A 16,050-nucleotide genomic window follows, 5' to 3' on the forward strand; every position below is an offset into this window, starting at 1 on the left:
TCGGTTCCCCTAACCAAATGAACAAGAGGGCGATAAAATCGCGCACTGAATGTCAACTCCTCAGCGGTGGTGACTTCTTGCCCTGGCGGCCGTGGCTGCGGCCTACCGGGGTGGTACCCGCACCCCTGTCGCGGGAGATCAGCGCTTGCAGGCGCCGATCGGTTCATCCGGGACAGGGGGCGGGGCATCAGTGCCGCCGGGAGAGACCGGCGGCGAGAGAGATGGCCGAGTGCTCAACTCGTCCTGCGGGAAGCACATTTGCTGACGTCGTTCATCTGCCCCCGTCGCCGGGTTCGCCCACAGCCCCTGCCGGGTTCATGACGTGCAGGAATCCGCCCGCAGCCTCGATTTCTCCCGCGACCTGCTCGTATTCCTGCAGTACGGGCGAGATCATCGACCGCCCTGCCGTAAGCACCGCATGCGCCTCGCCGCCCGCGATGCGGCCGATGGCCTGCCTCAACCCCTCGCGGCCCTCCGGCGGCAGCAGCCCTGCGGCATCCTCGATTACGCCTGCGATCTCCCACCCGAACGCCTCGGCGTACTCGGTGCACTCCTTGCGAGGCGCACCGAGGTGCGCATTGGGCGCGCCGCACAGGTAGATCACACAGCGGAACCGCTCGATCTTCGCGGCCTCGACCGGCCCGTCATTCTCCCCCCGGGAGACGCCTGTTGCCGCGTCGGCGAGTGCTCGACGCCGACTACGGGCACCCTCAGTTCGACGGGCCTCAGTCGGCCCTTGACCTTGCCCACTCTCGATGCTGACCATGCATCAATCGTGTGCGATTGATCACCGCCAGTGAAGAGACGGGGCGTACTACCGGGCCAGGTTGTCCAGTCCCCACTTGTACGCTCCGTAAGGCTTACGCGATCAAGGGCACGCCGATCAGCTCGCTGATGTTCCGCACACGCGATGTGGAGACCTTGGCGATGCGCTTCCCGATGACGCCGGGCAACGCCTGGTGCTTGACCCACTCCGGCGCGTCGAGTCCGACCTCGATCAATGTGTCACCGGCCTTGTCGTGGAGACCGGTTGCGCACTGCGCGAGGGCCACATCGAGCTTGTAGCGATTGCGCGCCACCTTGGACATGCTCTTGGGAAGCTTCTGCATGTCAGGGTGATTGGCGAGCTTCAGGGCACGCCCGTAGTTCTTCAGCGCAACATGGATTCCTACCGCCTCTGTTTTGGCTGCCGTTGGACCGAAGCTCGTACCGTAAAGCTTCTCGTCGCGACCCAGCCTTGCCGCCGCAGCGTGAGCCTGCGAAATGTAGTCGTCTGCTGCGGCTTCGTCCTCGCGGCGCGAGGCTGCCACGGCCGCGGAGATCATCAGGCGTCCATACGCGAGAAGTTCGGGGCGTGCCGCCTTACTGAACGATGGCTCGATCGCCAAGGCCGCGCGCTCGGCCACAGCCACAGCGCGAGGTGTCTTGGCGCCTCGCAGATAGACCCATGACAGCGTGGATTCCAGCAGCGCAGTCATCACCGGGTCGTCGGCTTCCCTTGCGAGGAGTTTCGCCGACGTGAGCGCGCTGAGCGCAAGGTCTCGCTGGCCAAAGCCTGTTGCGCAGGATGCCGCGACCCGGTATGTGCTCGCCAGGACCAAGGCCAGTTGTTCACGCTCGACCCCTGTGGCGCTGTCGTATCGAACCTGTCCTTCCATGAGGATCTTCGAGGCGACAGCGCTTACCTGCGCCGTATCGCTGTCCCAGTAGGCAGTCCACGCGAGGTTGCGAGCCGCAGTCAGTTCGTCGAGGGTGCTCGGGTCATCGATGCCGTCCCACTCTCCGAGCGCGCTCTCGTGCACGGCGTCGGAGAGTTGGCGCAGGGCAGCACGGTCCCCCCGGTCCATGCCCCGTCGCGGTGCTTGCTGCCCCAGAATTACCCCGACGTCGGTCTTGAGCGCGCCGGCCAGCTTGAGCAGCGAGCCGACCGACAGCTCGCCGCGGTCCTGCTCGGCTTTCTGCACCAAAGCGAGCGAGACACCCGCGGCCTCGGCGAGCCCCTGCTGCGTCAGATCAGCGCCCCGTAGGTGCTTGATGCGCTTACCGTTCGTAAGATCGGCCCAGTTGCTCACGATCACCTCGGTGGATTGCTCGGGCTCAGTGGCTGTACTTCGATGCTAGGTCTCGCCGCCGATGCGCTCGGGGTGAACGGCACAGTAGGAATTCGGCCGCATCGGGCCCCAGCCCTCGCAGGAGCATTCCCGCACGGTGCCGAACCACACAGACGAAGCGCTGCCCGACGGTACGCCACGCATCGGCAACGACAAAGGCGCGCCCTCTCACCGGTGTTGGGCCGATGAACAGACGCGCATCGTCGTAGTGAAGGAATGCCACACAGCCGGGGCGGGAGCGGCGACGGAGGGGTGAGGCCGGGGAGGCAGGACCGGCCGGGAGGGGCTGGAGTGACCGTTTCGCCGGTGCCCCGGTTGCCGTCCTAATTCGCCAGCCGCGCCGGCCGTACGCCGCGCTGTTCGTACGTGCCCCGTTCGCCGCCAGCGGTGATCACCAGGGACTGGCCGCGGTCCACCTCGCACCAGATGCGTTTCCCGGTGCCCTCCGGCTGCCAGCCCCAGCGGTCGGCCAGGCCGTCGACGAGTTCCAGGCCGCGGCCGTGGGTGTCGTCGCCGTCGGCATGGCGCTGCGAGGGCGGGCGGGCGCTGGAGTCGATCACCTCCACCCGTACCGTTCCCACCACGGCGCCCGAGCCGGAGAAACACATCCGCAGCTCGGCCGCGGTGCCGGTATGGACCACGGCGTTGGTCACCAGTTCCGAGATCAGCAGGATCAGGGTCTCGGCCAACGGCTCGTCGACACCTATCCCCGACCCGGCCAGCCGCGACCTGGCCCACCGCCTGGCCCGCCCCACCTCCGCGGGGTCCGGCCGTACGTCCAACTGCACCTGAAGCACCTGCACCGCTCACACCATCCGAACCGGCGGAAACTTCGCCTTGCGCCTCCACGAAGTCACGGTGCGTGACCCCGTCAAGGCACAGCATGGTTGACGTTCTGTCACCCCAACAAGCGCTTCGGGCATATTCCAGCGCAAGGGAGTATGCGTGTTGCATACTGTGCGACGCACTTTGCGGGGAGTCGAACACGGGGGAATCCGCGGCCCCCGGCCGGGGCGAGGGGTGCGCAGTCCGTACCCCGGAGCCGCCTTTCCGACGGCACCGTGATCGTTGCGCCACAGAACCACTCGCATCCAAGTGAGCGTACCCGAGCGGGCCGTCGACTCCCGCGCGTAACGAGTCACACGCTGGTCACCCACCGATATCGACGCTCCGTGACCGAATCTGGCTGCCCAGTCCCGACATTTCGCGCATCGACTGCAAGAACCTGACATCGTCGGCCGCGTCAGGCGCAGTTCATCCGGCCGGCAGGTCGGCTGCGAGGCGTTCCTCCATCACGTGCGCGGGCCCCCAGCTCTCCGCGCGCAGCCACCCGCGCTTGAGGTGCAGGTGCACGTCCGCTTCCCAGGTGAATCCCATGCCACCGTGCACTTGCACGCAGTCGCGGGCGTTACGCACCGCTGCCTCGTCGGCGAGCAGCTTCGCGCCGGCCACCTCCTGCTCGCTCTGGGTGACCGCCGCCGCGTACACCGCGCTCCGTGCGATCTCGGCCCGTACGAGCATCCCGGCGCAGAGGTGCTTGACCGCCTGGAACGAGCCGATGGGCGCGCCGAACTGCTCGCGGGTACGGGCGTGGGCCACCGCGTCGTCGACCGTGCGGGCCGCGCTGCCGAGCTGCTGTGCGGCGGTCAGCAGGGTGGCTTCCCTGCGCAGCCGCGGTACGTCAACGGCCGTGCCCAGGGGGGTACGCGGGGCGTCGGAAGGGCCGGGGACGCGGGCGAGCGGGGTGAGCGGGTCGACGGATGACGGTGGCCGCTGCGCTGCCGCGCGGGCCTCGGGCGCCGGGATGCGGTAGGCGCCGCAGGGCTGCCCAGGCGGCTCGTCCAGCAGGATCAACTCGTCGCAGTCGGCCGGGTGTTCCCACCAGCCGGGGCCCTGCGCGGCGTCGGCCAGTGCGACGATCCGCTCGCCGTCCGCCACCCCGTCCACCACGCCGGCCAGCAGATGGCAGGCCACCAGCGGCCCGGGGAGCAGCGCCCGGCCGGCCTCCTCGCAGACCAGGACCGCTTCGGGCAGCCCCAGGCCCACCCCGCCCGCGGCCTCCGGCAGCCGCAGCGCGAAGAAGCCGGCCGCGCCCAGTTCACGCCAGAGCGCGCGGTCGAGCGCCGGGTCGCCGACCGCTTCCCGCAGCCGCTCCCTGCCGAACCGTCCGGCCAGCAGCTCCCGCGCGGCGGCCCGCAACGCCTGTTGATCATCGGTGAGTTGGAAGTCCACGTCACCGCCCCTTCGGCAGGCCGAGTATCCGCTCGGCGACGATGTTCCGCTGGATCTGCGAGGTGCCGGCCGCGATCGTGTACGAGAGCGAGGAGAGCCGGGCCGCGACCCACTCGTGGTCCGCGTCCAGCGCGCCGGCGCCCAGCACCTCTGCCGCCGCGTCGTACAGCTCCTGCCGGGCGTGCGAGTAGCGGAGCTTGAAGACCGAGCCGCCGGTGCCCGGCACGCCTCCGGTGCGCTGCGCCTCGCTGACGTTCCACTGCGTGAGCCGCCACAGCGCGGTGAACTCGGCGGCGAGCCGGCCGAGCCTGCGCCGCAGCACCGCGTCGTCCCAGCGTCCGTTGTCCCTTGCGGTACGGGCCAGCGCGGCCAGCACCCGCCGGCAGGCCACCACCTCGCCTACGAAGGCGGTGCCGCGCTCGAAGGACAGTGTGACCATGGTGACCCGCCAGCCGTCGTTCTCCGCCCCGATCCGGTTGCCCACCGGCACCCGCACCTCGTCGAGGAACATCTCGGCGAACTCGGCGGTGCCGGCGAGGGTGCGCAGCGGCCGTACGGTGACACCGGGGGCGTCCATGGGCAGGGCGAGCCAGCTGATGCCGCGGTGCTTGGGTGCGTCGGGGTCGGTGCGGACCAGGAGTTCGCACCAGTCGGCGACCTCGGCGTGCGAGGTCCAGATCTTGGCGCCGGTCACGACGTAGTCGTCGCCGTCGCGGACCGCTCTGGTGCGCAGCGCCGCGAGGTCGGATCCGGCGTCCGGCTCGCTGAAGCCCTGGCACCAGATCTCGTCCCCGCGCAGGATCGGCGGGAGCCAGCGGGCGCGCTGGCCCGCGGTGCCTTCGGCGGCGACGGTCGGCCCGGCGTGCAGCAGTCCGACGAAGTTCGCGCCGACGTAGGGCGCGCCGGCCCGCTCCGTCTCCTCCAGGAAGATCAGGTGCTGGGTCGGCGTCGCGCCCTGCCCGCCGGCGTCCCGCGGCCAGTGCAGCCCGGCGTATCCGGCGTCGTACAGCATCCGCTGCCAGGCCGTGTCGTAGGCCCGGCGGCCCGGCCAGTCGTCGGCTGCGGGGCGGGGCGGCAGCGTGGGCAGCGCCTCGCCGAGCCAGCGGCGCAGCCGGGCGCGGAAGTCCTCCTCGTCCGGCGTGTAGGAGAGGTCCACTACCGGTCCAGGTCGAGGTCGAGCATCCGGATGGCGTTGCCGCGCATCAGCTTGTACACCGTCTCGTCGTCCAGGCCCTTGACGTGGTCGAGCGCGACCTCCTTGGTGCGCGGCCAGGTGGAGTCGACGTGCGGGTAGTCGGTCTCGAAGGTGGCGTTGTCCCGGCCGACGACGTCCAGCGAGTCGATCCCGTGCTTGTCGCGGAAGAAGCAGCAGAAGATCTGCCGGTAGTAGTACACCGACGGCGGCTCGGGGATGAGGTCACGGACGCCGCCCCAGGCGCGGTGCTCCTCCCAGACGTCGTCGGCGCGCTCCAGGGCGTACGGGATCCAGCCCATCTGGCCCTCGCTGTAGGCGAGTTTGAGGCGGGGGAACTTCACCAGAACGCCACTGAAGAGGAAGTCCATCATCGAGGCCATCGCGTTGTTGAAGCTGAGCGACGCCTGCACGGCGGGCGGCGCGTCCGGCGACGCGGCCGGCATCTGCGAGCTGGACCCGATGTGCATGTTGACGACGGTGCCGGTCTCCTCGCAGGCCGCGAAGAACGGATCCCAGTAGCCGCTGTGGATGGACGGCAGCCCCAGGTAGGTGGGGATCTCGGAGAAGGTGACGGCGCGCACGCCGCGGGCGGCGTTGCGGCGGATCTCCGCGACGGCCAGGTCCACGTCCCACAGCGGGATGAGGCAGAGCGGGATCAGCCGCCCGCCGCTGTCCCCGCACCACTCCTCCACCATCCAGTCGTTGTACGCCCGCACGCACGCGAGGCCGACTTCCTTGTCCTGCGCCTCGGCGAAGGTCTGGCCGCAGAACCGCGGGAAGGTCGGGAAGCACAGTGACGCCTCGACGTGATTGAGGTCCATGTCGGCCAGCCGCGCCTGGGGATCCCAGCAGCCGCGCCGCATCTGCTCGCGGGTGATCCCGTCCAGCGTCATCTCGTCCCGCGAGAAGCCGACGGCGGCGATGATGCGCTTGTACGGGAAGACGTCGCCCTCGTAACTCCACCAGTCCGTCAGCTGGCCTGCCGGGTCGGTGGTGAACTTGTACTTGCCGCCGACGTAGGCCAGTTCACCGATCCCGGCCGTCAGCGGCTTCGGCCCCCGGTCGCGGTACTTCGCCGGAAGCCAGGTCTCGAAGAGGTGCGCGGGCTCGATCACATGGTCGTCGACGCTGATGATGCGCGGTAGCTCCACCGGATTCCCCTCACCGTTATCTGATGACCCGTCAGAAAGAGGCTAGCCCCGCACCCTCTGGACCGACAAGGCGCAGGCCCTTACCCTCGGGCCAGATCTGACGAGTCGTCAGTCACTGGGGAGGGGCCCATGACCGGCAGCACCCTGTGGGACCTGGTCGTCTGGCGCGCCGCGCGCACCCCGGACGCCCCCGCGCTCATCCAGGGCCGCGAGAGCGCGCGGCAGGAGCGCCGGATCACCTTCGGGGCCCTGCGCCGGCGCGCCGAACGGGTCGCCGCCGGGCTGTACGAACGCGGCGTACGCCCCGGCACCCGGGTGGTCTGGCAACTGCCGACGCGCATCGAAACCGTGCTGGTCAGCCTGGCGCTGGCCCGGATCGGCGCGGTCCAGAGCCCCGTCATACCGCTCTACCGCGACCACGAGACCGGCCACGTACTGCGCCGCACCAGGGCCGCGTTCCACCTGAGCCCCGGCACCTGGCGCGGCTTCGACCACACCGCGATGGCCCACCGCCTGGCCGCGGGGCTGCCGGACCCGCTCACCGTCATCGAGACCTACGGCGCGCTGCCCGACGCCGACCCCGCCGTGCTGCCCCCGCCGCCCCGGGACGCCGGAGCGGTCCGCTGGATCTACTGGACATCCGGCACCACCGCCGCGCCCAAAGGCGTCCTGCACACCGACCACAGCCTGCGCACCGCGGGCCGCTGCCTGGCCACGGCGCTGCGCATCGGCCCGTCCGACACCGGCTCGATGGCCTTCCCCTACGCCCATGTCGCCGGGCCCGACTACACCGTCATGCTCCTGCTGCACGGCATCCCCGCCGTCCTGCTGGAGCACTTCGCGCTGCCCGGCTCGCTTGCCGCCTACCGGCGCCACCGCGTCACCGTCGCCGGCGGCTCCACCGCCTTCTACACCCTCTTCCTCGCCGAACAGCGCCAACTGCCGCCAGGCCGCCGCCTGTTGCCGTCCCTGCGGCTGATGGCGGGCGGCGGCGCGCCCCGGCCGCCAGGACTCCACCACGACGTGGTCGCCGAACTCGGCTGCCGGCTCGCCCACGGCTACGCGATGACCGAGGCCCCGATGGTCACCATGGGCGACCCGCTGGAGCACCCGGAACACCTCGCGACCACCGAAGGACGCCCGCCCCCGGGGATGGAGATCCGCATCGCTCCGGACAGCGGCGAGATCCTGCTGCGCGGCCCGGCCGTCTGCCGCGGCTACCTGGACGAGCCGCCGCCCTTCGACGCCGACGGCTTCCTGCCCACCGGCGACCTCGGCCGCCTCACCCCCACCGGCCACCTCGTCGTCACCGGCCGCCTCAAGGACATCATCATCCGCAAGGGAGAGAACATCTCCGCCCGCGAGATCGAGGACCTGCTCCACCTGCACCCGGACGTCGCCGAAGCCGCCGTCATCGGACTGCCGGACACCACGCGCGGCGAACGGGTCTGCGCGGTCGTCGAACAGCCGCCGGACGCCGGGGATTTGACACTCGCCGAGGTCACCGCGCACCTGCGGGGCACCGGCCTGGCACCGCACAAGCTGCCCGAACAACTGGAAGTGCTGCCCGCCCTGCCGCGCGGCGCGACCCTGCGCAAGGTGCTCAAACAGGAGCTGCGCGAGCGGTTCGCGGACGGGCCACCGGATGCCTTCCCCCCGCCCACGGACCGGGAGTTGCGAGATCAGGCCGGACGGTAGCTGCCGGTCGCCTGGTCGTAGTAGCGGTCCACCTCGCGGCGGTCGCCGTGCGGGCCGATGACCTGGACGAGGTGGTAGCGGCCGTCATGGATCATCGCGAGGTTGCGCACGTACACCTCACGGCCGCTGCTGTCCTTCCAGGTGAAGGTGCCCTCGGCCATCGCCGTCCGCCCCACGTCCGTCCGCCGCAGACCGGACGCCGTCGCCCAGCCGGAACCGCGGTACGGCGCCAGCTCCGGCTCCTTGTCCTGCTGGTACGCCATCGGGTCGGCGCCGAACTTCGCCGTCGTGTCCCGGCCGGGCACGATCACCAGCTCGTAGCCGCCGCCGACATAGCGGACCTGGCCCCGGTCGTTCGCCGCCCTGCGCTGCCAGCCGTTGCGGACGCCGACCTGGAAGCCCTCGGGGTCCTTGCGCACCTCGAACCCGTCGGCGAGCCCGGCGGGCGCCGTGGTCTGCGGGCTGCCGGTGCCCGACGCGCCGCCGTGCTGCCCGCCCTGCGACGGCGTACCGGACGCGGCCGTCGCCTGCATGGCGCCACCAGGACCCGACGCCCGCGAACCGGCCTTCGGCAGGAACACCATCGCGTAGACGACGGCGCCCACCACCAGCAGCAGGATCAGCGCGAGCAGCAGCCTGCCGAGATGCCGCGGGTTGTGCCGCTGCGGCTTCGACGGCTTCGACGGCTTGCCCGGCCGGTCCAGGGCCGCCGCGCCCGCGACGGGTGCGGCCCGCTGCCGCTTCGGGCGCTTCGCGGGCCGGGGCGCGACGGCATCGGGCGACCGCCGCGCCGTACCGGCGGCGGCCCGGTCGGCGCGCGCCCGGCGTGCCGCGCCGCGCCGGGACCGCCCGGTGCGGACCAGTTCACCGCGCCGCCGCACGATCGGCAGCCGCCGCGGGTCACCACCCGCACCCGGCGCCGGCACCGTCACCAGCACACCGCCGAGATCCGGCTCGGGCGCCGTACGGATCACCGACCACAGCAGGACCCGCAGCTCGTCGAAGCCGGGCCTGGCCGCCGGATCCCGGCTCAGCAGCGCCTCGACGACCGGCCGCAGCCGCCCGCACCCGTCGGCCGCCGCCGGAAGCTGCGCACGGACCAGCCGCGCCAGCTCGACGCTGCTCTCCTCGGGAAACGGCGGCCGGCCCTGCACACAGCGGAACAGCAGCGCGCCGACCGCCCAGAGATCGGCGGCGGCACCCGGCGACGCCTGCGGGCCCGCCAGCTCCGGCGCCCAGCGCTCGGTGACCGGACCGATGACCTGGAGCCGTGCCTGCCGGGCCCGTTCGGCGGCGAGCGCCGCACCGGGACGCCCGCCCGGGGCCGCGTCCTGCGGCGGGCCCGCGGGCGCGGGCACCCGGGGTATGGACAGGTCAGGAGCCGATGCGCCAGGGGGCTCGGCGCTACGGGGTGCGGGCAGCCCGCCCGAAGGCCCCGCACCGGGCGCCGCGCCCGCGCCGTCCCCTCCCACCCGGGCGGGGTACGCGCCGGTGCCGGGCCCCTCGCCCGCCCCTGCGGCCGTCACCCCGGCAGGTACCGCCCGCGCCCCTTCCGCGGCGCCGTGGGCCGTCGCCGCCTGCTTCCGCATCTGCACCCGGGGCTCGGCCTGCGCAGGCCCGGCCCCCTCCCGCGGCACCGGATCGCCCCCGCACAGCGCCTCCTGGGCCGCGCCCACCGCCAGGCCGGTCAGCATCGCGCGGCCGTCGTGGCAGACCAGGACCGTACGGGCGGTGAGATTGCGGTGGGTCCAGCCGTGCGCGTGCAGGGCGCGGAGCGCGGTGAGCACATCGGCGGCGATCTCCGCGGCGCGCTGCACGGTCAGCGGCCCTTCGGCGAGCAGCGCGGACAGCGGGCGTGCGGCGACCAGTTCACCCGCGATCCACAGGCTGCCGTCCTGGACGAACACGTCGAAGACCTGGTCGAGCAGCGGATGGTCGGGCAGCTGCGCCGCGGCGGCTGCGGCCTCCAGCGCGCGCCGCGCCACCGGATCGTGCGGGCTGCGGTCTGCCGTCCCCGGCCGCCGGCCCGGCCGCGCCCCTGCGCCACCCGGCGGCCGGCCGCCCGCGCCCGGCTCCGCGTCGGCGAACTCCGCCTCCACCACCTCGGGCAACGGCACCTGACGGAGCAGCACTTCCTGCGCGCTGTACGTGTCGAAGGCCCGGGTCTCGGCGAAGTCCTCGTCCCCCGCGGGCCGCAGCGGAAGACGGTACCGCTCGGCGAGCACTCTCCCCGCGTACGCGTCCACGACGCCTCCCCACCCCGCAGCAGCTGCCGACCGCGGCCATCTCCGGCCCGCCTGTGCACACTTGCGGCGGTCCGCGCCTGCGGAACTCTCACGATACGCGGCCGGGCGCCCGGACACGGAGCCGAGTGCGTTTTCGACCGTAACCCGGGACCGGCCGGGGCGGCCGGCCCCTTACGTCAGCCGAAATCCCGGTAGGTCAGGGCTCCTCCGGCCGGAAGCTCTCGGTGAGCTGCTTCCACGCCGAGCGGCTGCCCTCACCGCTCCACTTGTCGGCCGGCGCGGTGTACATCAGGCCGTACCCGAGGTCGTCGTCGACGACGGTGCCGCGGTCCACGGAACGGAACTTCTTGCCGCCGTCCTCGTAGGTGAACTCCCAGTCGGCGGTGGGCCAGTCATGGAACTTCACGGACTTGATGGCGATCCGGTGGTAGTGCGAGCGGCGCATGCCGCCCTCCTGCTTCTTCCAGTCGGCGACCGGGTCGTCCTTCGGGGACGTCGTCCACCCCACGAGCAGCTTCTGGTCGTCAGGACCCGTGAAGCGGGCGCCCGCCTTGTCCGTGGAGCGGTACTTCCAGCCCTCCGGAAGCCGCAGCGAGAACCCCTGGTCGTGCGTGTACGAGGTGCCTTCGTCGGGCTTCGGGGACGGCTTGTGCGCCGGCTTGTCCGAGGGCGAGGGCGCGTCGCCGTCCTCGCCGTTCTCGTCCTTGTCGTCGCCCTCGCCCTTGTCCGCGCCCTTGGCGGGACGGCTCTGGTCGGCGGTCGCCTTGATGTCCTTGCCGGCCGCCGCGCCGTTGTCGCTGTCACCACCGCTGAGCGCGAAGGCCAGCACGCAGGCCACCACGACGACGACCACCACGACGGCCACCGTGATCAGGGTGCGGCGCGGTACGACGTCGGTGACCGAGGCCCGGGGCGGCGACGGACGGTCGCCCTCGCCGGGGGGTCTGGACTCCGGGCGGGCCGCGGCGGCTGCCGTGGCGGCGGCGTTGCGCACCGACTGGAGCGCCCCGCGCATCCGCTCCTTGGCCGCGTCCGAGTCGAACCCCGGCCGGCCGCCGCCGGACGACGCCTTCGCGGATACACCGGCCGCCGGCGCACCACCGGGCTTCGACGGCGCCTCGTCCTTGTCCCCCGACGCACCGCCGGACGCGCCACCGCCCGCCGCAGGCCCGGCCGGCTTCGGCTTGCGCTGCGGACGCTGCTTGGGCGCGGCCTTCGGCTTGGGCTTCGCCGCGGGCCGCGGCGGCGTCCGCTCCTCGGGGACCGTCGGCAGCGCCATCGCCCGGGTCGCGTCCATCGGCGCCTGCGCCTCGGCTTCATCCGGCGCGTGGATGACGTCCGTCAGCAGGGCACGCGCCCCCGCGTCGTCCAGCCGCCCCGCCGGGTCCTTGACCAGCAGGCCGTAGATGACCTCTTCCAGGGCGCCGGCGCTCTTCGGCTTCTCGACCGGCTCGGTCATCACCGCGGTCAGGGTGGCGATCGCCGACCCCTTGTCGTACGGGGGCACGCCCTCGACGCAGGCGTACAGCAGGCCGCCCAGGGACCACAGGTCGGCGGGCGGGCCCGGCTTCTGGCCGCGGGCCCGCTCGGGGGAGATGTAGGAGGGCGCGCCGACGAGCATGCCGGTGGAGGTCACCGACGGGTCGCCCTCGACCTGGGCGATGCCGAAGTCGGTCAGCACGACCCGCCCGTCGTCGGACATCAGGACGTTGGACGGCTTCACGTCGCGGTGCAGGATGCCCTCGCGGTGGGCGGCGCGCAGCACGTCCAGGACGGCCAGGCCGACCTCGGCGGCCCGACGCGGGGTGAGCGGCCCGTCGTCGCGCACCAGTTCTGCCAGCGAACGCCCCTCGACCAGCTCCATCACGATCCACGGCCGGTCGTCCTCGTCGACGACGTCGTACACCGTCACCGCGCCGTTGTTGCGGATCCGGGCAATCGCCTTGGCCTCGCGCAGGGTGCGGGTGATCAGCCGGCGCTTCTCGTCCTCTTCCACGCCGCCGGGGAAGCGCAGCTCCTTGACCGCGACCGTACGGCCCAGCACCTCGTCGCGCGCCCGCCAGACCGTGCCCATGCCGCCGCGGCCGAGGACTCCGGCGAGCCGGTAACGGCCGGCGAGCAGCCTGCCCTCCTTGCCGTCCATCTCGACCTCGTCGCCCACTGAATCCCCTCTGCAATCCAGCCGAGTTGGCGGCTTCGATATGGCATCGATCGCCAAACTGACCCAACTCGGACAACCCACCCTGGCAGAGCCTTCATTCTCCCTCATCCGCGGCCGTGCGGAAGGCCCGGGGCTGTGACGTGCCGCGCCCCGTACACCCGTCATCATGGCCCCGACGAACGGGAGTCCCGATGACGACGCGACGGCCGCGCAGCACATCCGGGGGCCCCGCACGCCCCGCGCTCCGGCCGCCGGGCAGCCGCCGCACCGGCCGTCTGCTCCGCGCCGCCGCACTGGCCCTGGCCCTCGCGGCGTGCACGGCGCCACCCGTCCGCACCCCCATCGGACCCGCGCCCCTGCACCGGCCGCCCGCCACGACCGTGCGGGCCCTGCACCGCCTGGTGGCCGCGGGTGCGCCGGGCGCCGCGTCCCTCATCACCCGCGACGCCGACCTCCACGCCTCGCGCTTCTCCACCGCCGGCGTCGCCGACCTGCGCAGCGGCCGGCGGATGGGCAGGTACGACCGCTTCCGGGCCGGCAGCCTGACCAAGACCCTGGTCGCCACCGTCGTCCTCCAGCTCGCCGCCGAAGGCCGCCTCGCGCTGGACGACACGGCGGCCCGGCGGCTGGCACAAGGCCCGCAGCGCACCGGCCCCGGCGTCCCGCGCAGCGCCCTGACACCGCTCGCACGGGTGACCATCCGCCAGCTCCTCGACCACACGAGCGGATTGTTCAACTACACCGACGACGCCGCGCTCGCCCGCCGGCTGCACGGCACGGGCTTCGGCGCGCACCGCTACGACACCTACACCCCCGCCGCACTCCTGCGCATCGCCCTGAGCCACCCGCCGACCGCACCCCTCGGGGCGCGCTACTCCTACTCCAACACCAACTACCTCGTCCTCGGCATGATCATCGAGGCGGTCACCGGACGCAGCTACGCCGAGGAGATCCGCCGCCGCCTGCTCGTCCCCGTACAGCTCCGCCGGACCTCGTTCCCCGGTACGGATCCGGCGCTGCCCCAGCCGCACGGCCGCGCGTACTCCGAGGCCGGCCACCACCGGGTGGACGCCACCGCCCTCGACCCCAGCCGGGCGGGCGCGGCGGGCGAGATGGTCACCACGCTCGACGACCTCAACCGCTTCTTCGCCGCGCTGCTCGGCGGCAAGCTGCTGCCGCCGCGCGAGATGGCCGAACTGCGCGACGAGCGGACCACCGGGGGCGCGTACGGACTCGGCCTGTACGCCACCCGGCTGCGGTGCGGCGTCACCGTCTGGGGCCACAACGGCAACATCAACGGCTCGTACGCGCAGACCGCGGGCAGCGCCGACGGCCGGCACCTCGTCAGCTACCGCCTCAACACCGACGACCTCACCGACCCGGCCCGCGGCACCGCCGTCCTGACGGCCGAGTTCTGCCCTCGGACGAAGGGCACGGCACGGGCGACCGCCGCGGCAGGCGACGGCCGCCCCGGATCCTGACCGCGGACTACAGCGGCACGATGTCGGGCGCGCCCAGCCGGGCCGCGTCCGCCGTCAGGTCGTCCGGCTGCCGCTGCGATTCGCGCTCCGCCTCGACCCGCTTCTGGTAGTGCGCGACCTCCTTGTCGACCTGCGCCGCGTCCCAGCCCAGCGCGGGCGCCATCAGTTCGGCCACCTCACGGGCGCAGCGGGTGCCGCGGTCGAAGGTCTCGATCGAGATGCGGGTGCGCCGGGTCAGCACGTCGTCCAGGTGCCGGGCGCCCTCGTGCGTGCACGCGTACACCGCCTCGGCCCGCAGGTAGTCGTCGGCGCCGGTCAGCGGCTCGCCCAGCGAGGGATCGGCCACCACAAGCTCCAGCAGCTCGTCGGCGAGGGAGCCGTAACGGTTCAGCAGATGCTCGATGCGGGCGACGTGCAGCCCGGTGCGGGCCGCGATCCTGGCCCGCGCGTTCCACAGCGCCTTGTAGCCCTCGGCGCCGACCAGCGGCACGTCCTCGGTCACGCACTCCGCGACCCGCTGGTCGAGACCGTGCACCGCCTCGTCCACCGCGTCCTTGGCCATCACCCGGTACGTCGTGTACTTGCCGCCCGCGACGACCACGAGACCCGGCACCGGGTGCGCCACCGTGTGCTCCCGCGACAGCTTGCTCGTCGCATCCGACTCACCCGCAAGCAACGGCCGCAGCCCGGCGTAGACACCCTCCACGTCGTCCCTGGTCAGCGGCGTCGCGAGCACCGAGTTCACGTGCTCCAACAGGTAGTCGATGTCGGCGCTGGACGCCGCCGGATGGGTCTTGTCCAGATCCCAGTCGGTGTCCGTGGTGCCGATGATCCAGTGCCGCCCCCAGGGGATGACGAACAGCACGCTCTTCTCGGTCCGCAGGATCAGCCCGGTCGTCGAATGGATCCGGTCCTTGGGGACGACGAGGTGGATCCCCTTCGACGCGCGGACGTGGAACTGCCCGCGCTCGCCGATCAGCGCCTGGGTGTCATCGGTCCACACCCCGGTCGCGTTGACGATCTGCCGGGCCCGCACCTCGTACGTCCCGCCCGCCTCGACGTCCTCCACCCGCGCACCGACCACCCGCTCGCCCTCGCGCAGAAAGCCCACCACCCGCGCCCGGTTGGCGACCTGCGCGCCGTACGCGGCGGCGGTCCGCACCATCGTCGCCACGTAGCGCGCGTCGTCCATCTGCGCGTCGTAGTACTGCAACGCCCCGACCAGCGCGTCCTTCTTCAGACAGGGCGCCACCCGCAGTGCCCGCTTGTGCGACAGATGCCGGTGGACGGGCAGCCCGCGGCCGTGCCCCGACGAGATCGACATGCCGTCGTAGAGCGCGACACCTGAACCGGCGTACCAGCGCTCCCAGCCCTTGTGCTGCAACGGGTAGAGGAAGGGCACCGGCTTCACGAGATGCGGCGCGAGCCGCTCCAGCAGCAGCCCGCGTTCCTTGAGCGCCTCCCGCACCAGCGCGAAGTCCAGCATCTCCAGATACCGCAGCCCGCCGTGGATGAGCTTGCTCGACCGGCTCGACGTGCCCGATGCCCAGTCGCGGGCCTCGACGAGTCCGGTGCTCAGTCCGCGGGTCGCCGCGTCCAGTGCGGTACCGGCGCCGACGACGCCGCCGCCGACCACCAGAATGTCCAGCTCCCGCTCCGCCATTCGGGCGAGCGCCTCGGCACGCTGTGCCGGTCCCAGTGTCGCTGTCTTCACCACTGCCTCCCGCTGTGATCGGGGCCACACCCCCGTCTGTCGAGTCTGTCCGCGCTACGTG

Annotated in this window: 11 protein-coding genes; 2 read left to right on the top strand and 9 right to left on the bottom strand. The window is 72.3% G+C overall.

Translation table 11 applies throughout. The features are described from left to right. Positions 1-271: 271 nt before the first annotated feature. From ACGFNI_RS13855 to ACGFNI_RS13880, 6 genes are all read right to left on the bottom strand, one after another. On the bottom strand, positions 272-766 hold the full coding sequence (locus tag ACGFNI_RS13855; RefSeq protein ID WP_393683523.1) for a hypothetical protein: 495 nt from the start codon (positions 764-766) through the stop codon (positions 272-274). 94 nt (positions 767-860) lie between these two features. Beyond that, positions 861-2,072, bottom strand: a complete 1,212-nt coding sequence (locus ACGFNI_RS13860; RefSeq protein WP_393683525.1) for a helix-turn-helix domain-containing protein — start codon at positions 2,070-2,072, stop codon at positions 861-863. A 362-nt stretch (positions 2,073-2,434) separates the two neighbouring features. Next, entirely contained in the window at positions 2,435-2,914 is a 480-nt protein-coding gene (locus ACGFNI_RS13865; protein WP_393683527.1) for an ATP-binding protein, read from the bottom strand. A gap of 451 nt (positions 2,915-3,365) precedes the next feature. After that, complete coding sequence (locus ACGFNI_RS13870) at positions 3,366-4,343, bottom strand: acyl-CoA dehydrogenase family protein (RefSeq protein ID WP_393683529.1); 978 nt, start codon at positions 4,341-4,343, stop codon at positions 3,366-3,368. A gap of 1 nt (position 4,344) precedes the next feature. Then, entirely contained in the window at positions 4,345-5,499 is a 1,155-nt protein-coding gene (locus ACGFNI_RS13875) for an acyl-CoA dehydrogenase (RefSeq protein WP_393683531.1), read from the bottom strand. Next, positions 5,499-6,689, bottom strand: coding sequence for an amidohydrolase family protein (locus ACGFNI_RS13880; protein ID WP_393683533.1), 1,191 nt, complete (start codon positions 6,687-6,689; stop codon positions 5,499-5,501). Before ACGFNI_RS13880 ends, ACGFNI_RS13875 begins: the two co-directional genes overlap by 1 nt. Positions 6,690-6,818: 129 nt before the next feature. On the opposite strand from ACGFNI_RS13880, the gene ACGFNI_RS13885 reads away from it, so the two are divergent. Further along, positions 6,819-8,387: a class I adenylate-forming enzyme family protein gene (locus ACGFNI_RS13885; RefSeq protein ID WP_393683535.1), complete on the top strand. Its 1,569-nt coding sequence runs from the start codon at positions 6,819-6,821 to the stop codon at positions 8,385-8,387. Here the strand turns inward: ACGFNI_RS13885 and ACGFNI_RS13890 are convergent. Together ACGFNI_RS13890 and ACGFNI_RS13895 are read right to left on the bottom strand one after the other, a co-directional pair. Further along, the gene (locus ACGFNI_RS13890) at positions 8,372-10,633 is read right to left on the bottom strand and encodes a protein kinase (protein WP_393683537.1); all 2,262 of its coding nucleotides are present in this window, start codon (positions 10,631-10,633) and stop codon (positions 8,372-8,374) included. The genes ACGFNI_RS13885 and ACGFNI_RS13890 overlap by 16 nt on opposite strands. 196 nt (positions 10,634-10,829) lie before the next feature. After that, complete coding sequence (locus ACGFNI_RS13895; RefSeq protein ID WP_393683539.1) at positions 10,830-12,794, bottom strand: protein kinase; 1,965 nt, start codon at positions 12,792-12,794, stop codon at positions 10,830-10,832. A 191-nt stretch (positions 12,795-12,985) separates the two neighbouring features. Here ACGFNI_RS13895 and ACGFNI_RS13900 point away from each other — a divergent pair, with 191 nt between their 5' ends. After that, entirely contained in the window at positions 12,986-14,275 is a 1,290-nt protein-coding gene (locus tag ACGFNI_RS13900) for a serine hydrolase domain-containing protein (RefSeq protein WP_393683540.1), read from the top strand. A 7-nt stretch (positions 14,276-14,282) separates the two neighbouring features. Here the strand turns inward: ACGFNI_RS13900 and ACGFNI_RS13905 are convergent, their stop codons facing one another. Next, positions 14,283-15,989, bottom strand: a complete 1,707-nt coding sequence (locus ACGFNI_RS13905) for a glycerol-3-phosphate dehydrogenase/oxidase (protein WP_393683542.1) — start codon at positions 15,987-15,989, stop codon at positions 14,283-14,285. Positions 15,990-16,050 lie beyond the last annotated feature (61 nt).

The organism is Streptomyces sp. NPDC048644 (assembly GCF_043199105.1).
Taxonomy (GTDB): domain Bacteria; phylum Actinomycetota; class Actinomycetes; order Streptomycetales; family Streptomycetaceae; genus Streptomyces.